The following is a 21,218-nucleotide window of genomic DNA, read 5'->3' as shown; positions in this document are numbered from 1 at the left end:
ACAGTGCGGGTGTCAGCTGATTTCAGATCGGAATGATCTTCGTCCTGGCGAGATCGTCTTTGGGGCTTTCCCCCTCCTGTATCCTCCCCCGCATGGCGGGGGAGGAATCTGAAAGAGTCATTCCACCGAGATCGGCACCCCGGGGAGCTGCTTGGCGGTGCGGAACACCATCATGGATTTCACATGGCTGACATTGGGCGCCGAGGTGAGCCGGGTGGTCAGGAACTTCTGATACTCGTCCCAGGTCTCCGCGACGATCTTCAGCAGGAAGTCGGCCTCGCCCGCCAGCATGTGGCATTCGCGTACCTCGTCCCACTTGGCGATGAGTTCCTCGAATGCCTTGAGGTCGATTTCAGCCTGACTGTTGAGACCGACCAGGGCAAACACCGACACGCTGTAGCCCAGGGTCTCGGGGCTGAGTTCCGCATGGTAGCCCTTGATGATGCCCGCCCGCTCGAGCGCCCGCACACGCCTGAGGCAGGGCGGCGCCGAGATGCCGGCGCGTTCGGCCAGCTCCACGTTGGTCATGCGCCCGTTTGCCTGTAGGTCGCTGATAATGCGCCGATCGATCCGATCGAGCTTTGCACGAGCCATCAATTTCCTCCGTTGGCCGCGCTCTATGCCAGAACCATGCCGGGCGCGCAATAAAGTTGCGGGTTTCCGCCAACCCGCTGTGAACAATTGCGCCAAAATGTCAGATCACCCGTGCATCCCAGGAGAGGTTTGCATATATGTCGAAGATATGCGGTTTGCGGGATGCGGGTAGGTCATGGCGGCAACTCATCGGGGCAAAGTGCTCATTCTGGGGTCGGGACCGGCTGGTTACACGGCGGCGATCTATGCCGCCCGCGCCAGCCTCAAGCCCATGCTGGTCCAGGGCATCCAGCCGGGCGGCCAGCTCACCATCACCACGGACGTGGAGAACTACCCGGGTTTCGCCGACGTCATCCAGGGCCCCTGGCTGATGGAGCAGATGCAGAAGCAGGCCGAGCATGTCGGCACCCAGCTGTTCTTCGACACCGTCGTCGACGTCGACCTGTCGCGCCGGCCGTTCGTTTGCCTCGGCGATTCAGGCGACCGCTATGAAGCAGACGCATTGATCATCTCGACCGGCGCCACCGCCAAGTGGCTGGGCATCCCGACCGAGGAGGCCTTCCGCGGCGGCGGCGTGTCGGCCTGCGCGACCTGCGACGGCTTCTTCTTCCGCGGCAAGGAAGTGGTCGTGGTCGGCGGCGGCAACACCGCGGTCGAGGAGGCGCTCTATCTGACGCACCACGCCTCGAAGGTGACGATCATCCATCGCCGCGATGCCTTCCGCGCCGAGAAGATCCTGCAGGACCGCCTGTTCAAGAACCCCAAGGTCACGGTGCTGTGGGACCACACGCTGCAAGAGATCACGGGCGAGGCCAAGCCCGCGCCGCTGGTCAAGGGCGTGCGCGTGAAGAACGTCAAGACCGGGGCGGAGAAGGAGCTCGCCACCGACGGCGTGTTCATCGCCATCGGCCATTCGCCCAACACCGAGCTGTTCAAGGGCAAGCTCGCCATGGACAGCGAGGGCTATCTCATCACCAGGCCCGATTCGACCGCAACCGACGTCGAAGGCGTCTGGGCCGCGGGCGACGTGCAGGACAAGATCTTCCGCCAGGCCGTAACGGCGGCCGGCACCGGCTGCATGGCGGCGCTCGAGGCGGAGAAATGGTTGGCGGGCCAGGAAGCCCGCCTCGCGCAAGCCGCGGAGTAGCAAGCGGCGCCTAGCGCGAAACAGGCCTTTAGCAGGAGTGCCAAAGGCCTTAGGGAGGCGATGTCATGGACTGGGATAAGCTGCGGATCTTTCAGGCCGTAGCTGACGCGGGAAGTTTTACTCACGCCGGCGAAGCGCTGAAGCTCAGCCAGTCGGCGATCTCGCGCCAGATCGGTGCGCTCGAAGAGCAGCTCGGCGTCATGCTGTTCCACCGCCATGCGCGCGGCCTGATCCTCACCGAGCAGGGCGAACTCCTGTACCGCACCGCCCGTGACATGGCGGCCAAGGTCAACACCGCCGAGGCGCTGCTGCGCGCCAACCAGGACAAGCCGGCCGGCCGGCTCAAGGTCACGACCACCATCGGCTTCGGCTCGACCTGGCTCACCGCCCAGATGCACGAGTTCATCGCGACCTACCCCGAGATCGACGTCAGCCTGGTGCTGTCGGACAACGAGCTCGATCTCGGCATGCGCGAGGCCGATGTCGCCATCCGCATGGTCATGCCTCGCCAGCCCGGCCTGGTGCAACGCCACCTGCTCACCGTGCGCAGCCACGTCTATGCTTCGCACGGCTACATTCAGAGGTACGGCAAGCCCAAGTCGGTCGACGAGCTCGACCAGCATCGCCTGATCATCTTCGGCGAGGACGCGCGCGCCCCGGTGCAGGACGTCAACTGGCTGCTGCGCGAGGGCAATGTCGAGCAGGCCGCCCGCGTCGTCGTGCTGCGCGTGAACAACACTTACGGCATCTTCCGCGCCGTCGAATCGGGCCTCGGGATCGCCTCGCTGCCCGACTACCTGGCGCGCGAATCGACCAAGATCGAGATGGTCCTGCCGGACCTCAATGTCCGTACGACCGATGTGTATTTCACCTATCCCGAGGAATTGCGGCACTCCAAGCGCATCGCCGTGTTCCGTGATTTCCTGCTGCGGAAGGTGGCCGAAACACGATTTTGAACATCAGACTTGCAGGATTGCATAGGCGATGAAAGGCATGCATCCACCGCATGCCAGTTGCCGGAAATTCCCCCCTACCCATGTGCAATGCGAAGACTATTTTCGAGACAGGTTTTCGACACGAATGGTTCTTTGCTTTTCGCGTTCGAAACTCGGGATCCTCATGATCCCACGTCTCCCAGACGTGAAGCCTCCCTGTTTGACTCGCCGGGCCTTTTGGCCCGGCGTCTTTTTTGGGCCTTTTGATTCCCTAAGCCTGAAGCGGTTAATGCTATCGCTTCTGAATGGGACGTTCTGCCGCTGGTAGGTCACGGCCCACAGGTTGCCCAAGCAATTGATGTGGAAGGCTTCCCGCCCCACATGTATTTTCAGAGCCAACCAAGACGATGTTTTCCGAAGTTCGCCAAGCCATCCTGCCCCTGGCTCTGCGCAAGATTAAGCGCCGGGGCGACTTGGAGCGCGCCGGTCTCCTCATCGAATCGCTGGCCAAGCACTGGCGCGACAGCAAGCCCTTCGAGCTGCTGATCATCTCGCCCGGCACCGACACCCATCTGCTGCGCAGCAGCCTGCCGCGCTTCCCGAACATCAACGTCTCGGTGCGGCCGGAGAGCGACTTCTTCCCGTGGTTCTCGAGCTTCTATCTGATGACCGGCTGGTACCGGCAGCAGATCGTCAAGCTGCAGGTACCGGTGATGCTGGGCTTCGGCGGCTACCTGACGCTCGATTCCGACGTCTGCTGCGTTGGCGACTTCGACTCCCGGACCTTCGTCGACGACGGCCGCGGCTTGTCGCGCTGGGAGCCCAAGGTCCATCACGACTGGTGGCGCAACGTCACCGAGGTGGTCGGCACCTACTACGACTCCAAGGGCCACGGCCTGTCGGTGACGCCCAACCTGCTGCACGGCGACCTCGCGGCGCAGACGCTGAGCTACATGCGCAACGGCGCGCAGGGCTCGTCGACCAAGTCGTTGATGACCTGGAAGATGCGCCGGCCGATGAGCGTGCCGTGGACCGAGTATTCGCTCTACACCACCGTCGCCGAGCTGCAGGGCAACCTGTTCGACTATCACGTCGAATGGAACACCTGCTATGGCGCCAGCGTGCACCTGTTCTCGGAGCAGTCCTGCGTCTGGGGGGCCGACGACTTCGAGCGCCTGGTCAAGCTGCCCAACGGCACCGACCCGGGCGGCAAGTTCATCATCGTGCAGAGCCACGCCCGCATCCCGCTCGAGCGCGTGCGCGAATACGCGCTGAGCTTCGCGGGCTAAGTCTTGGGAGCGCGGGCCTCTGGCCCGCTCATATTCTTCGTCTTCCGGACTGCGCGCTCATGACTCATGAGCGAGCTGGAAGCTCGCGGTCCGAAAGAACATGAGCGGGCCAGAGGCCCGCGCCCCCGAGAGCTAAACCTTGCCGTTGTGTTCGCCGATCTTCGGCGCCTTGGCGATCTCGGCGGCGCGTTCGCCGTCGAAGCTGACGGGCAGGCCGTGAAACAGCGCTTCTGAGTCCTCGTAGGGCCGGGAGAACATCCCGAGCGCCGCCACCTGGGCGAGCTCGAGCACCTGCGGCACGGTGTTAAGCGGCCCGTTGGGCACGCCCAGCGCGTCGAGCTTGCCCGACCAGTAGTCGCGGCTCTTGTGCTTCATGATGTCGGCGATCATGGCCAGCAGCAGGTCGCGGTGCTGCATGCGCTCGACGTTGGTCTTGAAGCGCGGCTCGTCCGGCCATTCGGGATGACCCAGCGCCTCGGCGAACTTGCGCCACAGCCGGTCGTTGCCCGGGCAGATCATCAACGGCCCGTCGCTGCACTCGAACGCCTGATAGGGCGTGAGCGAGGGATGACCGGTGCCCTGGCGCGCCGCCATCTTGCCGGTCACGGAGAAATTCGCCGCGTGGTTCGACGCCCACATCAGCCCGCTCTCGAACAGCGAGGTGTTGACCAGGCTGCCGCGGCCGGTGGTGGCGCGCTGGGCGATCGCCGCCAGCACGCCGATTGCCGTCCACATGCCGGTCGACAGGTCGATGATGGAAACGCCGATGCGCGCCTCCGGTCCTGACGGATCGCCGTTCAGCGAGATGAGGCCCGCCACCGCCTGCACGATCGGCTCGTAGCCCGGCCGTTCCTTCCACGGCCCGAGGTGGCCGAAGGCGCCGAGATCGGCATAGATCAATCGCGGAAAGCGCTTGGTGAGCGTGGCGCCGTCGATGCCGAACTTGGCCGGCACGTCGGCGCGCAGATTGTGGATGAAGACGTCGGCCGCCCCGATCCGTTCGATCAGCGCCTCGAGTTGTGCCTTGTCGCCGAGATCGCAGGTGATCGACTTCTTACCGCGGTTGAGCGCGATGAAGCCCACGCCGTCGCCGTCGATGAACGGAGGACCCCACTTGCGCGCATCGTCGCCCTCGGGCCGCTCGACCTTGACCACCTCGGCGCCAAGGAAGGCCAGGATCTGCCCGCAATAAGGGCCGGCAAGGTTCTGGCCGAACTCGACGACTTTTACGCCCGCAAGCGGCTTGCTCATCGCAGGCTGCTGCCCAGGATCTCACGCGCGATCACCATGCGCTGGACCTCGCTCGGGCCCTCGCCGACGCGGCGGATGCGCATCTCGCGATACCAGCGCTCGAGCGGCAGGTCCTTGGTCATGCCCATGCCGCCATGGATCTGCATGGCGCGGTCGACGACGCGGCCGCCGCCCTCCGAGGCCGTGAGCTTGGCGATGGCCGCCTCGGTGCGGAAGGGCAGCCCGCGGCGCGCTTTCTCGGCGGCCTCGAGCGTGAAGTGCCGCGCGGTGCGGATGTCGATCTCGTTGTCGACCAGCATCCACTGGATGGCCTGGCGGTTGGCGAGCTTGTCGCCAAAGGTGCTGCGCATCTTGGCCCACTCAATGGCCATCTCGTGGGCGGCGATGGCGACGCCGATGCAGCCCGCGGCATAGGGGATGCGCTGGCGCGTCAGTCGGTCGTTGGCGACGGCGAAGCCCTTGTTGACCTCGCCCAGGATCTGATGGTCCGACACCCAGCAATCCTTGAACTCGAGCTCGGTGGCGTAGCTCGACGAGCGCAGCGTGTGCACCACGCGCCGCACGTGGAAGCCCGGCGTGCCGGCATCGACGATGAAGCAGGTGATGCCGGCGCGGCCCTTGGAGGCGTCGGTGCGGGCGAAGACGATGCCGTACTGCGCGCGGTCGGCGCCGGAGATGAAGATCTTGGCGCCGTTCAGCACCCAGCCATTGTCCTTGCGCTCGGCCTTGGTCTGGATGGCGCGCGCCGGATCGCTGCCGCCCGACGGCTCGGTGAGGCCGAAGAACGGCTTCTTCTCGCCGCGCAGCGTCGGATAGAGGTAACGCTCCTTCTGGTCCTCGTTGGCCTCGAAGATCTGCGCCAGGCCCGCGCCGCCGAAGGTGCCGTAGCAGGGCACGTAGAGTCCGGCGCGATGCTGGGCCATCTCGATGGCGAGCAGCACGCGGGTGACGATGTCGATGTCGGGCCCGCCGAACTCCTTGGGGATGTCGATGCCGTAGAGGCCCATCGCCTTGGTCTTCTCGACCAGGCGCGCGTGGTCGGCGGGATCGAGCTCGGCGGCGTCAGGGTCGAGCTTGGCCTCGAGCGGAATGATCTCCTCGCGCACGTAGCGCCGCACCTGGTCGATCAGCATCTGCTGTTCGGAGCTGGGCTCGAAATCCATGATTGCCTCGTCAGTTCGGGCTCAGCCTGCCGAGCGCAGGCGGCGGGTTCTTGGCATTGTCGGTGGGCAGGCTGCCGTGGTCGGCCTGGTGCACCATCAGGAGTTCCAGCCACCGCGTGCGGTACTGCTGGTTGACCTCCATACGGAACTGATGGCCCGAGGCACGCTGGCTCGCCTCACGCTGCAACTCGCTGCGCAGGCCGAAGGTCGACCGCGCGCCGGCCTGGCCGATGAAGACGATCGTGCCCTTGGCATCGGCAATCTGGTAGACGCCGAGCTGGCCGGGCAGGCGATCGACGACTTCCGCCGTCAGCGGACGCCAGGGTTTGTCGAGACGCAGGCGGAGCGCCACGTCACTTGCCCTGGAACTTGGCAGTGCGCTTCTCCAGGCGGGCCTTCATGCCCTCCTGCGCGTCCTGGCTCTGCATCGCCGCCACGACCAGCGCATCGACGTCGTCGTGCTTGATGCCGTCGCGGATTTCGAGCTGGCGCACGGTCAGCGCCTTCATCGCCTTGAGCGACAACGGGGCGTTGGCCGCCAGGCGATCGATCACCTTTGTGGCCTCCGCTTCGAGCTGGTCCGCCGGCACGCAACGGGCGATCAGGCCGAGCGCATGGAGCTTGGTCGAGGGCAGAGGATCGCCCAGCAGCAGCATCTCGCGCGTCGTCACCGGCCCCAGCACTTCCATCAGCTTCTTGGCCAGGAACCAGTTGGGCGCCAGGCCGACCTGGGCCAGCGACATGCCGAAGCGCGCCTTCTGGCTCGCCACCACGATGTCGCAATGCAGCGCGAGCTCATTGCCGCCGGCGATGGCGTCGCCCTGCACCACGGCCACGACGGGCAGCGGACAGAGTTCGATGGCGCGCAGCATCACTTCGATGCCACTCGCCTTGCCGTCGCCGGCCGACTTGCTGCGCTCGGCCATGTCGAGGCCGGCGCAGAACACGTCGCCCTTGCCGCGGATCACCATGACGCGGTCCTCGGGCGCTACCGGGGCGCCCAACGCCTCGATCATCTCGCGCAGCAGCTCGCTGTCGAGCGCGTTGCGCTTCTCCGGACGGTTCATCCAGATGGTCTTGATCGGTCCGTTCTTTTCGATGATGACCTTGTTCATTGTTTCACTCCGGCCCCTTTATTCTGGTTCAATGCCTGCCGCCTTGATCTCGGTCGTCCACCACGTGGTCTGTTCCTTGACGTAGTCGGCGAACTGCTCGAGCGGCAATGGCGAGATCTCCATGCGGCCCTGCGTCATGGCCTTGCCCGTGGCCGGGTCCTTCATCGCCTCGGCGATGGCGTCGGCCAGCGTCTTCTGGATGTCCTTGGGCGTGCCGGCCGGCGCGAACACTGCCAGCCAGTAGACCAGCGAATAGCCCGGCACGGTCTCGGCGATGGCTGGCAGGTTGGGGGCCACGGTTGTCCGTTGCGGGCCGGTGGTGGCGAGCCCGCGCACCTTGCCGGCATCGATCTGGGCCAGGCCCTGAGGCAGGTCGGGGAACATCAGCTGGCACTGGCCGGAGATGACGTCGCCCAGCGCCTGCGGGCTTGCCTTGTAGGGCACGCGCTCGATCTTCACGCCGGCCATCTTGTTGAACATCTCGGCCGACAGCCGCTGCGAGGCGCTGGCCTCGGCGTAGTTCAGCTTGCCGGGGTTCTTCTTGGCGTAGTCGATCAGCTCGGCGACCGACTTGATCGGCAGGTCGTTGTTGACCACCAGCACGTTGACGCCGGTCACGCAGCGCATGATCGGCACGAAATCCTTGTCGGGGTCGTAGGAGAGCTTCTTGAACAACGCCTGGTTGGCCGCGTTGGTCGAGTTGGTGCCCATCAGCAGGGTGTAGCCGTCGGGCGCCGCGGTCGCGACGGCCGAGGCGCCGAGCTGGCCCGAGGCGCCCGGCTTGTCGTCGACGACGATCGGCTGCTTCAGGATGTCCTGCAGCTTGGCAGCCAGCCCGCGCGCCGTCAGGTCGGTGGCGCTGCCGGCCGCGAAGGGCACGACGATCTTGATCGGCTTGTTGGGGTACGCCTGTGCGAATGCCCCCCGGCTGCCCAGAAGCGGCGATGCCGACAGGGCGGCAGCGCCGGCAAGCACGGAGCGGCGGTACAACTTCACTAAAAAACCTCCCTTGGCCTCGCGGGCCGACACCCGTTTTAGCGCGGGCTGGCGCGGCGAGGCAAAGGCAGGCAGCTACTTCACATGAAGAGCTTTTCCGCTTTGCGGTCGGCGTACAGCCCAGCGACGAACTCGCCGTAGCCGTTGTAGAGGAGAGTCGGAATGCGGTCGCTGCTGCCCAGCGGCTTCTCGGTGGCCTGGCTCCAGCGCGGATGTGGCACCTGCGGGTTCACGTTGGCCCAGAAGCCGTACTCGCTCGACTGCAGCTTCTCCCAGAACGTGGCTGGTCGCTTGTCACTGAATTCAACGGAGACGATCGACTTCACGTTCTTGAAGCCGTACTTCCACGGCGCGACGAGCCGGAGCGGGGCGCCGTTCTGCTTGTGGATCGGCTTGCCGTAGAGCCCCGTGGCAATGAAGGTGAGGTCGTTCATCGCCTCGTCCATCGCCAAGCCCTCGGTGTAGGGCCAGGGATAGAGCGGGTCGCGCTGCTCGGGCATTACTTTTGGATTGCTCAGCGTCTTCATGACGACGAACTTGGCGCCGCTCGTCGGCTTGCACAGCTCGACCAGCGAGCGCATCGGGAAGCCGCTCCACGGCACGATCATCGACCATGTCTCGACGCAGCGATGACGGTAGACGCGCTCCTCGAGCTGGACCTTGGCCAGAAGGTCGTCGATGCCGATCTCGAACGGCTTCTCGACCATGCCCGACACCTTGATGGTCCAGGGGCGGACCTCGAGCTTCTGGGCGTCGCGCCAGATGCTCTTGTCGGTGCCGAATTCGTAGAAGTTGTTGTAGGTCGTGGCCAGCTTCTCGGCGGTCATCGGCGTCGGCACGCCGTACTTATCGTTGCGCTTGGCCGGGTAGAGCGCCGCCGACGGGTCCTTGTCCTGGGCCGAGGCGACGGCGGGCAGGGCGAGCGCCGCCGCACCGAGGCCCATGGCCTTCACCAGGGACCGGCGCTGCAAAAAGACAGATTCCGGCGTTGCCCGGTTTTCGCCCAATTCCCAGCCGCGCTTGCGCTTGATCAACATGAGGAGAACTCCGTTACGCCCTGCATTTATCTGGCCTCGCAGCGGCGCGGGGGCAAATCAACCCTGCTCACCGTGCCGTGACGTCGCTTTCGCCCATGACTTCGGCGAGATCGCGGCGCTGGCCCATCACCACCATGGCCTCGGCGACCAGGAACATCGGCCCGATGAAGGCCTGGAAGATGTTGTCGAGCAGCGCTGGCCGCTTGCCCTCGTAGTGATGGCCGAGGAACTGCAGAACCCAGCCGCCGACGAACAGGGCGATGAAGGCGATCCACACCGCCTGCGCCGAGCCCAACGCGCCGGCCAAGGCTTCGGCGGCGTACCAGGCGACCGCCATGATCAGGCCCATGACGATGCCGATACCGAGATCGAGCGCCATCCAGCCCAGCACCGCGACAATGGTGATGGCGAGCGACAGCGTCCACTGCCGGTCGCCGACCTCGAAGCGCCACAGCGACAGGAGCAGCAGCAGCGAGAAGACGATGATCGGGATGCCCACGAAGTGGGTCGCCTTGTTGCGCCAGTCGCGATGCACCGACGCGTAGGATGCGAGTTGACTGCGGAACAGCTCGTTGGCCATGGCAGCCTCCCTTTGGCTAGGGTTTGGTGTTCGTCACGTCGAGGATCGTCGGCCACATGAACTCGCGCCAGCCGTTATTCCCGGCGGTGCTGGCCGTGACCGAACCATTCTGCAGCAGGAAGAAGCGCGGCGTCTCATATTCCTCCCACGCGCCCTGCTGGCTCATCAGGAAAGTATCGAGCAGCCAGCGCAGGTCGGCCGGCCAGGCGGCGGGCTGCATCATCGCTTTGGCCGTGGGTGCATTGATGGTCCGGATATCGATCATCTTGTAGGCGGGGGAGCCGGCGAACAGCGGCTGCCACTGGCTGCGCCATGTCTTGCACGCTTCCGACTGGTCGTGACAGACGAGGACCAGCGCCGGGCGAGAGCCCGAGCCCGGGGTGGCGGCGGCAGGCGTTTGCGCCTCGACAACGGGTACGCACAGCATCGCGGCGGCCATCGCGAGCGCCGCCACCAAGAAACGTCTCAGGACCATACGACTTCATCTCCCCGTGGAAACGCTCCACGGGGGCAATATGATCCAAGCGTCCAGGGAGGAAAAGCCGACGACGCCTGCCTTACCACCCCTCACGCTCCTCTCCCCCGCCAGGGGGGAGAGGCTAGGTGAGGGGGAATCGACGTGCGGTGTGTTCGCTGCATTCGCCGACTAGGCCTTCGTATCCGTCACTTCCAGGATCTTGGGCCACATCTCGTCCTTCCAGCCGGCATTGCCGGTGGCGGCAAGAATGACCTTGCCGTCCTGGGCGAGGATGAAGCGTGGCGTCGCGTCGGGGCGCGACTTGCCCTCGTCGCTATCGAGGAAGGCGGTGCGGACCCACAGCGAGTCGGCGGGCCAGTTCTCTTCCTTCAGCACCAGCGTCTGGTTGGCGGGATGAACGACACGATAGTCGAGCTTCTTGGCTGCATCCGACTGCACGAAGTCGGGTTCAGACTGGGCACGCCAGATCTTGCAGCCGCCTCAAAGTTCGTGACCGACGAACACCAGCATCGGCTTCCCAGACTGGGCTTGCGCGATGCGGGCCAGTGACGGTGCGGTGGCCATCGCCAGGCCGCCCACCATCACGGACCTTCTGTTGAACATGAGATCCATCTCCTGTGGAACCATTCCACCGGACATATATGCGTGCGATCCCCAAACGAGTGAAGCCGCCCGAAGGCGGCTTCACTGCCTTGTGAGATGGTCAGAGCCTATGCAGCCGCGCGCTTCTTGGTCTCCTCGACGATGCGCTCGGCGGTGCGTCCGACCAGCTCCTGTAGATGGTCGAACTCGGTGCGGAAGGTGCCCACACCCTGCGTGACGGAGCGGATCTCGACGATCATGTCGGCGATCTCGGCCTCGGGCATCAGGGCGGAGACCTCGTCCCAGCCGCTCCAGCCGTCGCGGGCGTCGTAGCCCAGGAGCTGGCCGCGGCGGCCGGAGATCAGGCGCTGGATGCGCGGCGTGGCATCGTTGGGCGCCGCCACGGTCACCTTGAGGATGGGCTCCAGCAGCACCGGCTTGCACTTGGGCATGGCCTCGCTCATGGCGATGCGCGCGGCCATCTTGAACGACATTTCCGAGCTGTCGACGGAGTGGTACTGGCCGTCGAACAGCGTGACCTCGAGATCGACCACCGGCTGGCCGAGCGGGCCTTCCTTGAGATAGTCGATCAGGCCTTCCTCAACGGCCGGTATGAAGTTGCGCGGCACCACGCCACCCACGACCTTGTCGACGAAGCGGAAGCCCGAGCCGCGCGCCAGCGGCTTGATCTCGACCTTGATGTCGGCGAACTGGCCGTGACCGCCGGTCTGCCGCTTGTAGCGGGCATGCTGCGTGCTGCCGCCCTGGATGGTCTCACGGTAGGCGACGCGCGGCGCCTCGGTGTCGACCGCGACGTTGTAGCGGCCGGCGAGCTTGTCGACCGCGACCTTGAGATGCATCTCGCCCTGGCCCCTGATCAGCAGCTCGTGGGTCTCGGCGCGCGCCTCGAAGGAAAGCGACGGGTCCTCCTCGACGATCTTGTGCAGCGCGCCGGAGAGCTTGACCTCGTCGTTGCGGTTCTTGGCGCGCAGCGACAGGGCGAACACCGGCGAATCGGCCTTGGGGAAGTCCTCGGTCGCGGCGATGCCCGCGGCCGACAGCGACTGGCCGCCCGACAGCGCATCGACCTTGGCCAGTGCCACGATCTCACCGGCCTTGGCCTCGTTGATCTTGTCGAGGCGCTGGCCGAACGGCCTGAGCAGCGTACCGATGCGCTGGCCGCCGACGCTCTGGCCCTCGACCAGGCTGCCCGACCAGACGCGGCAGAGCGACAGCTTGCCGGCATGGCTCTGGTGCAGGACCTTGAAGCACTCGGCCATGGCGACGCCGTTGGACGGCAGCGAGCGCCGCTTGGAGGTCTCGGCGACGAACGGCGTGTCATGGCGCAGCGCCTTGAGCAGGCGGCGCACGCCGTTCTCGCGATCGCCGGCGCCCAGCAGCACGGGCGCGATCTGATCGGCGCCGAATTCGTCGTGCAGGTCGCGGTAGATCAGCGACTTCTCGGGCGCGATGTCCTCGATCAGCTGCTCGAGCAGCTGGTCGTCGAACTCCGACAGCGTCTCCAGCATCTCCCGACGCGCTTCACCCTCGCGCGGCAGGATCTCGGCCGGCATCTCGATCAGGTCGGAGGCGCCGCTCGACTTGTAGCGGTAGGCGCGTTCGCTCACGAGGTCGACATAGCCCACCGTTTCGTCGCTGCCGTCGGCGGCGGTATGGCGTATCGGCACCTGGCGCAACAAGAGCTTGCGCGACGAGATGGATTGCAGCGCCGACAGCATGTCGCGCACGCGGACTTCGGCAGAATCGATCTTGTTGATGAAGATGATGTGGGGGATGTGGTGGTCTTCGATGAACTTCAGAAGCGGTGTCAGCGACACGACGCGCTCGGGCGAGGGCTCACAGACCAGCACGGCCGCGTCGCATACGGCGAGCGCCGCGAAAGTGTCGTTCTGGAATTCGATCGAGCCCGGAACGTCGAGGAAGGTCCATTGATCGCCGAGGTAGTCGACCGAGGCAACGTTGATCTCGGTGCCCATGCCGCGCTTGCGCGCTTCGGCGGCGCCGTCGCCGATCGAGGTGCCTGCGCGCGTCGAACCGCGCCGGCCGATGGCCCCCGTGGCGTAGAGGATGCTCTCGAGCAGGCTGGTCTTGCCCGAGAGATACGGCCCGCACAGCGCCACCACGCGGTGCGCGCCGCTGCCTGGTCTGCCTCCAGTGATGGTCTCGGATTTGATGTCGTTCATGACAACGTCCTCCTTCTTGCGCGTTCGCTTGCGCCAAAGAAGCTCCGGACGGTGGGTCGCTGCCGAACACGTCCGGAGCGAAGCCTTGTCCTGGAAATCGTTTCACTCCGGCTTGGGGGAGTCAATCCGTCGATGTGGAGAAGCATGTGCGCCGACGGTCGTCACAGCGGAACTATCGAAGATTGCCGTGCGCGATGTCAGGTCAGTTAACTCCTGCAGATACGAACCATTCCAGGGTTGTATCGCCCTCTATTTTCACCGCAATGGAGATGCATCCATTACGGAATCATAAAGAGATGCCCCGATCGCTGCGGTGCACCACAGTTTGTTTGGAGCAGGGGGCTTCTATAGTGTCAGCGGTCCGGCTGCGCGGTCCGGCAATAGTCGCCCGGCCGAAAGTCATGCAGCTTCTCGACCTCATACGTTCTTTTCCTGACCAGGCCAGGCTCGCGCTCGGCACACGCGGTGTCGTGTGGGCCACGGCGGCCGGCGCCGTCGGTTTGCTGTGCGGCGCGATATCCATGGCCAGCATCGCGCTTTCGCTGCAGGCCACCGAGGCGGGCTACACTCGACACAGGACGGCCGATCTGCTGGCGCTCGACCAGAGTACGCGGCAGTTGATGCACTCCGTGCATCTCATGACCTACGGCCAGCTTCAGCCAGCCGACGCCGAAGTCGCCTTGCGCAAGGCGTGGACGCGGTTCGAGGCTGCCTTGTCGGAGGCATGCGGCGCGCCGTCCGAAATAGCGCGCCGGCCTGCGATCTGCGCCGAAGCCACCGCGATGCGCGACCTGCTCGCGAGCGAGGTCAAGGCGTTCGGCCCGCCGAACCGCTTGCTCGACCAGGCGACGCTTGGCAGGGCGATCGTCCTGCTCGGGCAGTTCAACGCGGCGAGTGCGGCTGACGCGCGCAACGTCGATACCTTGATTGGCAGCCTGGTCGACGACTACAGCTGGGCGCTCCTGGTGCTGACGCTCAGCACGGTGGGCTTCGTCGCCGCCGGCCTCGTCTTGATCCTGCTGGTCGGCCGCGCCTCGATGGAGCACCAGCGGCAGTGGCAGGCGGCCGAAGACGCGCGCGATCTCCTGCAGGAGACGATCGACAGCCTGCCGGCGGGCGTCGTGGTCTACGACCAGAACGAACGGCTGGTGATGTTCAATGCCGCCGCCGTGACGTCGACGCCGGTGCTGAAACGGCCGGGCATCATCGGCATCAGCTACGAGGAACTGGCGCGGGAAACTGCCAAGCTCTCGTCGGAATTCGGCGCGCCGCTCGCCCACACGGCCGAAGAGTGGATCGCCCGTTTCCGCAGCAGGGGCAGGCGGATCATGCGTCAGGCGGTCGGCAGCCGCTGGTTCGAATGGTCGGAGAAGGCGACGCCGTCCGGCAGGACGGTCGGCCTCAGGGTCGACATCACCGATCTCAAGCAGCACGAGATCGAGATCGAGCGTGCGCGCGACCTGCTCCAGGAGACGATCGATGCGCTGCCGGCGGGCGTCGTGGTCTACGACAAGGACGAGCGGCTGGTGATGTTCAATAAGGCCGCGGCGTCCATCGCACCCCACATCGCCGAGGCCGGCTCCATCGGCAAGACCTATAGCCAGCTGGCGCACGAAACCGAACGCAAGGCCGACGCCGAGGGAAGGCCGCGGGTCGAAGGCGCCAAGGAGTGGATCGCGCGCTTCCGCTCCAAGGGCGTGCGGCACCTGCGGTCGGCGCCGGGCGGCCGCTGGGTCGAGTGGCTGGAGAAGGGCACGAGCAGCGGTGGCACGGTGGGACTGCGGGTCGATGTCACCGATCTCAAGAACAAGGAGCTCGAGGTCGAGCGCGCCCGCGCCGAATACCAGTCGCTGGTCGATTCGCTTTCCGACATGGTCTACGCGCTCGATTCAAAGGGCTTCTTCACCTTCGCCAGCGCCGCGGCCATCGATCTGCTGGAGCTGCCGGCGGCGGACGTGGTCGGCAGGCGCTTTGCCGATTTCCTGCAGGACGAGGATCTGGAGCGGGTCAGAGCGGCCGCGCGCGCCCATCTGCGATCGACGGACGAAGCGGTGCGTCAGATCAATTTGCGCGTGAAGCGGGCCGACGGGTCGCTCCGGCACATGGAGTGCCGTTATCGCCGGCCACCGGGCGGCCCCGGGCAGATGGTGGAGGCGGTCGGCGTGATGCGCGATGTCACCGAGCGCGTCGAGCTAGCGGCACGGCTGGAACGGCAGATGGCCGAAATCGAGCACGCCCGCGCCGAGTACCAGGCGCTGCTCGATTCAATGAGCGACGTGGTGATCAAGGCCGATCCCCACAGCAACCGTATCGTCTTCGTCAATGCCGCCGCGACGGATCGGTGGGGCTTGCAGATGGTCGGTGTTGACGCATTCGACCATATCGCCGGGGAGGACAGGGAGCGTGTGCGCACGACCATCCGGGCGAGCCTCTCGGGCCGCCAGCCGCGGCTCGTGCAGTTGCACTATCGCGTCGTCACGGCCGGCGGCGAGCGCAGGAACGTCGAGGCAAACTGCCGCAAGGTCTGGGGGGAAGACGGCAAGTCGCTCATCATCGCCATCGTGCGCGATATCGAGGATCGCGTCCGGCTGGAGCGCCGGCTTGCCGCGGAGATGGGCAACCTGCGTTCGATCGTCGAATCGATCGGCGCCGGGGTGATGCTGACCGACCGCGATCTCAGGGTGATCGTGGTCAACCGCGAGGTCCTCAACATCCACGGCGTGACCGCGGAATACCTGCTGGGCCGGCCGGTCATCGAGACCGTCGGCACCGCGCTCGAGATGGAGGTGTACCGGCAATGGCTGGCCGGCGAGCAGCTAGGCCCGGTGAAATACACCCGCTCGCTCGTCGATGCGGCGGGCCGGCATCGTCTCTTCAACCTGACGGCAAGCCCGATCCTCGACTCGTCAGGCGCGATGCGCCAGATCGTCTTCCTCGGCGTCGACGACACCGAGCGGCGCGACACCGAGCAGGCCCTGTTTGCTGCCGAGCGGCTCACCACCGTCGGCGAAATGGCGGCCACGGTGGCGCACGAGCTCAGCCAGCCGCTGCAGGTGATCGATCTCGCCTGCCACACGGCGAGGGACGAGCTGTCGGAATCCACCGGACGCGGGGCCGCCGTCGATCCGCAGTTCATGGCCGCCAAGCTCGAGCGCATCTCCCATCAAGTCGAGCGCGCCACGCGCATCGTCGGCGACCTCAGGGCCTTCGTGCGCGGCACCGGTGCTGGCGACGATCCCGTGCCGTTCCGCATCGCCGATGCGGTGCGCGGCGCCGTCGATCTCACGAGCCATGGCCTGCGGCAGTATCAGGTGACGTTGTCGGCGGCGCTGCCCGACGATCTGCCGGCCGTCAGGGGCCATGTCGGCCGGCTCGAGCAGGTCCTGGTCAATCTCATCAACAATGCCCGCGATGCCGGCGGCCGCACCATTTCCGTGGCCGCCAGCACGGTCGTGCGCGACGGTCGCCCGCAGGTGCGCATCGCCGTCGAGGATTCAGGCCCGGGCATTGCACCCGACGTGCTGCCGCGCCTGTTCGTCGCCTTCGTCACCACCAAAGCGCGCGGCAAAGGCACAGGCCTTGGCCTGCGCATCTGCCGCCGCATCGTTGAGGAGATGGACGGCTCGATTTCGGCCACCAATCGGGCCGAGGGTGGAGCCTGCCTCGAGATCCTGCTGCCGGCAGCGATGATGAAACCTAGCCGGTTTCACTGATCTTTCGTGCATTCAACGGCACCGCCGCGTGAATTGTTGGGCAGCCAGCTCTGCGTACCCAATTCACAAATTGATGAATGACAGAAAATAACTATAGTACCATAATATATAACTATAGTATAGTTCGGTGTCATCGTGAGGGAACCGCATATGTTCAACGTTCGAGACACCAACTTCGTACCCGGTTTTAATGTGAAAGAGCCCATAGAGGAGGTTCCAGGCTTCCGCGTCGAACCAGATGGTTCGACTCTACAAAGCTCGATGGATATCGCTTCCTCGACGGACCAGAGCTTTGCTGCTCCCCAGGGTTGGGTGCGGCCTTGGCCAACGTTCGGGCCCTATTCCGCAAGCAAGTTGGCATTCCTGGGTAGTGGGCTGGCTGGCATGGCAGGCGGGCTGCCGCCACAGGACGTTGAGCCCGTTGCTGCCGGTGATCTGAAATGCGTTGGGTGCAAGGGCGGCCGACCGTCGGGAATGACAGGTGCCTACAAGGTCGAAGGCGACATACTGTGGCACAAGTGTGCTGTGAAGCGGCTGGGTGCTGAGAACGAGCCAAGTTCCGAGAATCCCGGAATTCTGAGGCCCTTCAGCTTGCAGCCAAGGTAGGAGAGCGGGTGTGGGCGATCTAAGAGAAAAGCTGAGCCGACTTCTCCCAGGAGATATCTTCCACGCGATCTGCCCAAATCAGGCGAGTCTCATTTGTCTTGTCGAAACGGTTGGCAATGACAGGATCGAAGCGCGCCGAGTCACGACGCAAGATCATGTGACATTCGACTCAGCAGGGCACACTTTGTCTGACGACCCCATGGTCCGATGCACTATTGATTCGATAGCGCCACTACCTGTCGACGTCCATAACGTATTGCTCGGCCTCGATCGCAAGATGAGACTACGATTCGACAAGCTGAACAGAGCCGAAAAGGACGCTCTGCTGTTTGTCGCAGACTTCTATCCGTCGAACCAGATTGATGAAGATTGAGCGGAGACACATGGTCTCCGCTGATCTTCGTTGACCTTACGACAGCGCCCCGCAGGCCCGCTGGATGCGACGGCCGGCCTCTTCCAGCAGGTCGGTCGCCGTGGCGTAGGAGATGCGGAAAGCCGGGCCCTGGCCGAAGGCCGAGCCCTGCACGACCGAGAGGCCCTCGGATTCGAGCAGGTAGTTCACGAAGTCGGTGTCGCTCTCGATCACCTTGCCGTCCGGCGTCTTCTTGCCGATCGCGCCGGCGCACGACGGATAGACGTAGAACGCGCCCTCGGGCCGCGGGCACTTCAGGCCCTTGGCCTGGTTCAGCATCGAGACGATCAGGTCGCGGCGCTGCTTGAAGACGGCGACGTTCTTCGGGATGAAGTCGGTCGGGCCGTTCAGCGCCGCCACCGAGGCCGCCTGGCTGATCGAGCTGGCGTTCGACGTGCTCTGCGACTGCACGGTGATCATGGCGTCGATCAGCTTCTGCGGACCGGCGGCGTAGCCGATGCGCCAGCCCGTCATGTTGTAGGCTTTCGACACGCCGTTCATGGTGAGCGTGCGGTCATAGAGCTTGGGCTCGACCTCGGCCGGCGTGGCGAACACGAAGTCGTCGTAGACCAGCTTCTCGTACATGTCGTCGGTCAGGACATGGACCTGCGGATGACGCAGCAGCACGTCGCACAGCGCGCGCAGGTCGGCGCGGGTGTAGGCCGCACCGGTCGGGTTGCTGGGCGAGTTCAGGATCAGCCACTTGGTCTTGGGCGTGATGGCGCGCTCGAGGTCCTCGGGGCGCAGCTTGAAGCCCGACGACTCCGGGCATTGGACGATGACGGGCGTGCCGTCGCCGAACAGCACCATCTCCGGGTACGACACCCAGTAGGGCGCGGGGATGATGACCTCGTCGCCGGGGTTCAGGGTGGCGAGCATGGCGTTGAAGATGATCTGCTTGCCGCCCGAGGTGACGACGGTCTGCGACGGCTTGTAGTGGAGTCCGTGGTCGCGCTTCATCTTGGCGCAGATCGCCTGGCGCAGCACCGGGGTGCCGGGCACGGCGGTGTACTTGGTGTCGTTCGAGTGGATCGCCTTGATCGCCGCTTCCTTGATGTGGTCGGGCGTCGGGAAGTCGGGCTCGCCGGCGGCCAGGCCGATGACGTCTTTGCCCGCCGCTTTCATCTCCAGGAACTTGCCCTGCGCGGCGTTCGTGGGAGAGGGCTTGATACGGCTCAGACGGTCGGCAATGAAAGCCATGACGGCGGCGCCTCCTTTCAGGCATGAAAAGCGGGCGGAAAGTACTGGCGCCATGCTGCTTTCGCAAGGCAACGCCGCGACAGAGCAGCATTGCGAGGGCTATTTCTCGTAGGTTCGTCCCGTAGCGGCGTTAAGGGTCGATGAGCCTGATCGCTGCCTCGACGGTCATCTTGGCATCGCCGAACCCTACACGCCGGCCGCTCACCGGGGCTGCGTCACGATAGTCGAGGCCGACCGCGACCCTGAGGCTGTCGCCGCGCGGGCTCATGTCGTTGGCCGGGTCGAAGCCCACCCATTCCAGGCCCGGCACCCACGCCTCGGCCCAGGAGTGACTGGTGCGGCCGACATGCAGCTCCGGATCGTCGTTGCGCAGGTAGCCGCTGACGTAGCGCGCCGGCACGCCCAGCCGTCGGCAGGCGGCGATGAAGACGTGCGCCTGGTCCTGCGCCACGCCGGCGCCGCGCGCCAGCGCCTCGACGGCGGTCGTGTCCACGGTCGAGACGCCGGTCTTGTAGACGATGCGTTGGCAGACGCGCTTCATGAGCTCGTGCAGGACTTCGACGCGCTTGGTGGCGGCACTGGCCCTTTCGGCGAGGCCGTCGACCAGCGGATCGAAGCTCGCATCGTGGCGCGCCAGGCCCGTGTTGCGCAGCCAGAACGGCGCGGGCAGGGTCGGCGTCTCAGCGTAGCGCAGCCACTGGTCGCCGCCGATATATTCGTAGATGCCTTGGACCACGATCTCGACCTGGTCGTGCTGATGCGCCACCGAGAAGGTCGTGACCTGGTTGCCGTGGCCGTCGAGCCATTCCGAGCGCTTGCCCGGCCCGTCGATGCGCCAGGAGATCAGGCGCTGGCCGCTTGCGGGCTTGGGCGTCAGCCGCACGTCGTGGATCGAATGACCCGAGGGCTGGTCGAATTCGAAGTGCGTGGCGTGGTGGACGGAGAGGCGCATGGTTGGTGTCAGTCCAGCAGGAACTGGCGGCCGATTTCTTCGGACAGGGTGGCGATGTCGCCGCGCACGCCACCCAGGAACTTCTTGAGGCCGGCGTCGAATACCTGGTCGATGCGGGCATAGCGCAGGCGCGCATGCAGCTCGCCGGCCAGGCGGTCGGCCTCGCCGCGCGTGCCGTAAGCCTCGGCGAGCTCGCGCATGCTCTGATCCACCATCCAAAGGCAGTGATGCACCGAGCGCGGCACGTCGCGGCGCAGCATCATCAGCTCGGCGACCTTCATGGGATCGAGCGCGCTGCGATAGATGCGCCGGTAGGTGCGCACCGCGCCGATGCAGGCCAGGACCTCGGACCAGGCGAAATAGTCGAGCTCCTGCGCGTGCGGGCTGCCGTCCGGCCGCAGCACATGGAACTTCACGTCGAGGATGCGGGCGGTGTTGTCGGCGCGTTCGAGGAAGGCGCCGAGCTGCAGGAAGTTGTAGGCCTCGTCGCGCAGCAGCGTCACTTGCGCCGCGCCAAAGATCATCACCGCCTGCTTCTTCACCGATTCGATCAGGGCGCCGCGGTCGAGCAGGGCGCGGTTGCCACGCAGGCGCTCGCTCAGCTCCAGCCACAGGCCGTTCAGGCTCTCCCAGACGTCAACCGTGATGTTGTTGCGCTCCTCGCGGGCGTTGCGCCGCGCCGCGCCGATCGAGCTCACCAGCGAGGAGGGATTGTTCTCGTCGATCACCAGGAAGTCGATGAGGTTCGGCAGCCGGCCGCTCGACTGCTGCTGGCGCTGGCGGAACTCGTCCTCCATGCCGAAGATCAGCGCCACGCCGGCCGCTTCCTCGCCGCGCGACTGCAGGGCCATGCGCTGCGTCGCCTCGATCAGCCGCGCCGTCGACTTGGCGCGCTGCAGGTAGCGGCCCATCCAGTAGATGTTCTTGGCGGTGCTGCTCAGCATGGGTCGCTCGCGCGCTCATA

The 21,218-nt window shown here is 65.4% G+C and carries 20 protein-coding genes; 5 read left to right on the top strand and 15 right to left on the bottom strand.

The features are described from left to right. Positions 1–117 precede the first annotated feature (117 nt). Positions 118–594 carry an Lrp/AsnC family transcriptional regulator gene (locus tag RSO01_RS24130; RefSeq protein ID WP_092823687.1) on the bottom strand — a complete coding sequence of 159 codons (477 nt, stop codon included), beginning with the start codon at positions 592–594 and terminating at the stop codon, positions 118–120. A 175-nt stretch (positions 595–769) separates the two neighbouring features. Between RSO01_RS24130 and trxB the strand changes: the two genes are divergently transcribed. The 3 genes from trxB to RSO01_RS24115 all read left to right on the top strand — a co-directional run bounded on the left by trxB (position 770) and on the right by RSO01_RS24115 (position 3,965). Beyond that, the gene (gene trxB, locus RSO01_RS24125; protein ID WP_147152184.1) at positions 770–1,741 is read left to right on the top strand and encodes a thioredoxin-disulfide reductase; all 972 of its coding nucleotides are present in this window, start codon (positions 770–772) and stop codon (positions 1,739–1,741) included. 65 nt (positions 1,742–1,806) lie between these two features. Continuing rightward, the gene (locus tag RSO01_RS24120) at positions 1,807–2,697 is read left to right on the top strand and encodes a LysR family transcriptional regulator (protein ID WP_147152182.1); all 891 of its coding nucleotides are present in this window, start codon (positions 1,807–1,809) and stop codon (positions 2,695–2,697) included. 386 nt (positions 2,698–3,083) lie between these two features. After that, on the top strand, positions 3,084–3,965 hold the full coding sequence (locus tag RSO01_RS24115; RefSeq protein WP_147152181.1) for a DUF6492 family protein: 882 nt from the start codon (positions 3,084–3,086) through the stop codon (positions 3,963–3,965). Between the two features lie 132 nt (positions 3,966–4,097). Here the strand turns inward: RSO01_RS24115 and RSO01_RS24110 are convergent, their stop codons facing one another. From RSO01_RS24110 to RSO01_RS24065, 11 genes are all read right to left on the bottom strand, one after another. Then, on the bottom strand, positions 4,098–5,216 hold the full coding sequence (locus RSO01_RS24110; RefSeq protein WP_147152179.1) for a CaiB/BaiF CoA transferase family protein: 1,119 nt from the start codon (positions 5,214–5,216) through the stop codon (positions 4,098–4,100). Further along, on the bottom strand, positions 5,213–6,379 hold the full coding sequence (locus RSO01_RS24105) for an acyl-CoA dehydrogenase family protein (RefSeq protein ID WP_218037443.1): 1,167 nt from the start codon (positions 6,377–6,379) through the stop codon (positions 5,213–5,215). The genes RSO01_RS24110 and RSO01_RS24105 overlap by 4 nt, the downstream gene beginning before the upstream one ends. Positions 6,380–6,389: 10 nt before the next feature. Beyond that, positions 6,390–6,731 carry a DUF7508 domain-containing protein gene (locus RSO01_RS24100; protein WP_147152175.1) on the bottom strand — a complete coding sequence of 114 codons (342 nt, stop codon included), beginning with the start codon at positions 6,729–6,731 and terminating at the stop codon, positions 6,390–6,392. 1 nt (position 6,732) lies between these two features. Continuing rightward, on the bottom strand, positions 6,733–7,494 hold the full coding sequence (locus tag RSO01_RS24095) for an enoyl-CoA hydratase/isomerase family protein (RefSeq protein WP_147152173.1): 762 nt from the start codon (positions 7,492–7,494) through the stop codon (positions 6,733–6,735). An 18-nt stretch (positions 7,495–7,512) separates the two neighbouring features. Then, the gene (locus RSO01_RS24090; RefSeq protein ID WP_170303313.1) at positions 7,513–8,490 is read right to left on the bottom strand and encodes a Bug family tripartite tricarboxylate transporter substrate binding protein; all 978 of its coding nucleotides are present in this window, start codon (positions 8,488–8,490) and stop codon (positions 7,513–7,515) included. A gap of 80 nt (positions 8,491–8,570) precedes the next feature. Then, positions 8,571–9,527 carry a protein-methionine-sulfoxide reductase catalytic subunit MsrP gene (msrP, locus tag RSO01_RS24085; protein ID WP_147152170.1) on the bottom strand — a complete coding sequence of 319 codons (957 nt, stop codon included), beginning with the start codon at positions 9,525–9,527 and terminating at the stop codon, positions 8,571–8,573. Positions 9,528–9,594: 67 nt separating this feature from the next. Next, positions 9,595–10,107, bottom strand: a complete 513-nt coding sequence (locus RSO01_RS24080) for an Mpo1 family 2-hydroxy fatty acid dioxygenase (protein ID WP_147152167.1) — start codon at positions 10,105–10,107, stop codon at positions 9,595–9,597. A gap of 16 nt (positions 10,108–10,123) precedes the next feature. After that, positions 10,124–10,582, bottom strand: coding sequence for a hypothetical protein (locus RSO01_RS24075; protein WP_147152166.1), 459 nt, complete (start codon positions 10,580–10,582; stop codon positions 10,124–10,126). A 171-nt stretch (positions 10,583–10,753) separates the two neighbouring features. Then, on the bottom strand, positions 10,754–11,023 hold the full coding sequence (locus tag RSO01_RS24070) for a hypothetical protein (protein ID WP_147152164.1): 270 nt from the start codon (positions 11,021–11,023) through the stop codon (positions 10,754–10,756). Between the two features lie 42 nt (positions 11,024–11,065). Then, positions 11,066–11,188, bottom strand: a complete 123-nt coding sequence (locus RSO01_RS49525) for a hypothetical protein (protein WP_281291497.1) — start codon at positions 11,186–11,188, stop codon at positions 11,066–11,068. A gap of 107 nt (positions 11,189–11,295) precedes the next feature. After that, positions 11,296–13,371: an elongation factor G gene (locus RSO01_RS24065; RefSeq protein WP_147152162.1), complete on the bottom strand. Its 2,076-nt coding sequence runs from the start codon at positions 13,369–13,371 to the stop codon at positions 11,296–11,298. A 401-nt stretch (positions 13,372–13,772) separates the two neighbouring features. On the opposite strand from RSO01_RS24065, the gene RSO01_RS24060 reads away from it, so the two are divergent. Both RSO01_RS24060 and RSO01_RS24055 read left to right on the top strand, forming a co-directional pair. Further along, on the top strand, positions 13,773–17,084 hold the full coding sequence (locus RSO01_RS24060) for a PAS domain-containing sensor histidine kinase (RefSeq protein WP_170303312.1): 3,312 nt from the start codon (positions 13,773–13,775) through the stop codon (positions 17,082–17,084). A gap of 616 nt (positions 17,085–17,700) precedes the next feature. Beyond that, complete coding sequence (locus RSO01_RS24055; protein WP_147152157.1) at positions 17,701–18,063, top strand: hypothetical protein; 363 nt, start codon at positions 17,701–17,703, stop codon at positions 18,061–18,063. A gap of 36 nt (positions 18,064–18,099) precedes the next feature. Here the strand turns inward: RSO01_RS24055 and RSO01_RS24050 are convergent, their stop codons facing one another. The 3 genes from RSO01_RS24050 to RSO01_RS24040 form a co-directional block, all read right to left on the bottom strand. Beyond that, complete coding sequence (locus RSO01_RS24050; RefSeq protein ID WP_147152155.1) at positions 18,100–19,302, bottom strand: pyridoxal phosphate-dependent aminotransferase; 1,203 nt, start codon at positions 19,300–19,302, stop codon at positions 18,100–18,102. A 130-nt stretch (positions 19,303–19,432) separates the two neighbouring features. After that, positions 19,433–20,254, bottom strand: a complete 822-nt coding sequence (locus RSO01_RS24045; RefSeq protein WP_147152153.1) for a transglutaminase family protein — start codon at positions 20,252–20,254, stop codon at positions 19,433–19,435. A gap of 8 nt (positions 20,255–20,262) precedes the next feature. Next, entirely contained in the window at positions 20,263–21,198 is a 936-nt protein-coding gene (locus tag RSO01_RS24040) for an alpha-E domain-containing protein (protein ID WP_246158734.1), read from the bottom strand. Positions 21,199–21,218: the final 20 nt, after the last annotated feature.

This window comes from Reyranella soli (assembly GCF_007992495.1).
Taxonomy (GTDB): Bacteria; Pseudomonadota; Alphaproteobacteria; order Reyranellales; family Reyranellaceae; genus Reyranella; species Reyranella soli.
Note: the sequence above shows the minus strand (reverse complement) of the source record. Positions and strands in the feature narration are given on the sequence as shown.

What these genes read in the sequence shown, in the direction of transcription:
- RSO01_RS24110 (WP_147152179.1), bottom strand. Translation starts at nt 5,216, where the DNA reads ATGAGCAAGCCGCTTGCGGGCGTAAAAGTCGTCGAGTTCGGCCAGAAC.
- RSO01_RS24060 (WP_170303312.1), top strand. Translation starts at nt 13,773, where the DNA reads ATGCAGCTTCTCGACCTCATACGTTCTTTTCCTGACCAGGCCAGGCTC.
- RSO01_RS24075 (WP_147152166.1), bottom strand. Translation starts at nt 10,582, where the DNA reads ATGGTCCTGAGACGTTTCTTGGTGGCGGCGCTCGCGATGGCCGCCGCG.
- RSO01_RS24115 (WP_147152181.1), top strand. Translation starts at nt 3,084, where the DNA reads ATGTTTTCCGAAGTTCGCCAAGCCATCCTGCCCCTGGCTCTGCGCAAG.
- RSO01_RS24105 (WP_218037443.1), bottom strand. Translation starts at nt 6,379, where the DNA reads ATGGATTTCGAGCCCAGCTCCGAACAGCAGATGCTGATCGACCAGGTG.
- RSO01_RS24065 (WP_147152162.1), bottom strand. Translation starts at nt 13,371, where the DNA reads ATGAACGACATCAAATCCGAGACCATCACTGGAGGCAGACCAGGCAGC.
- RSO01_RS24095 (WP_147152173.1), bottom strand. Translation starts at nt 7,494, where the DNA reads ATGAACAAGGTCATCATCGAAAAGAACGGACCGATCAAGACCATCTGG.
- RSO01_RS24040 (WP_246158734.1), bottom strand. Translation starts at nt 21,198, where the DNA reads ATGCTGAGCAGCACCGCCAAGAACATCTACTGGATGGGCCGCTACCTG.
- RSO01_RS24120 (WP_147152182.1), top strand. Translation starts at nt 1,807, where the DNA reads ATGGACTGGGATAAGCTGCGGATCTTTCAGGCCGTAGCTGACGCGGGA.
- RSO01_RS24080 (WP_147152167.1), bottom strand. Translation starts at nt 10,107, where the DNA reads ATGGCCAACGAGCTGTTCCGCAGTCAACTCGCATCCTACGCGTCGGTG.
- RSO01_RS24130 (WP_092823687.1), bottom strand. Translation starts at nt 594, where the DNA reads ATGGCTCGTGCAAAGCTCGATCGGATCGATCGGCGCATTATCAGCGAC.
- msrP (WP_147152170.1), bottom strand. Translation starts at nt 9,527, where the DNA reads ATGTTGATCAAGCGCAAGCGCGGCTGGGAATTGGGCGAAAACCGGGCA.
- RSO01_RS24045 (WP_147152153.1), bottom strand. Translation starts at nt 20,254, where the DNA reads ATGCGCCTCTCCGTCCACCACGCCACGCACTTCGAATTCGACCAGCCC.
- trxB (WP_147152184.1), top strand. Translation starts at nt 770, where the DNA reads ATGGCGGCAACTCATCGGGGCAAAGTGCTCATTCTGGGGTCGGGACCG.
- RSO01_RS24050 (WP_147152155.1), bottom strand. Translation starts at nt 19,302, where the DNA reads ATGGCTTTCATTGCCGACCGTCTGAGCCGTATCAAGCCCTCTCCCACG.
- RSO01_RS49525 (WP_281291497.1), bottom strand. Translation starts at nt 11,188, where the DNA reads ATGTTCAACAGAAGGTCCGTGATGGTGGGCGGCCTGGCGATGGCCACC.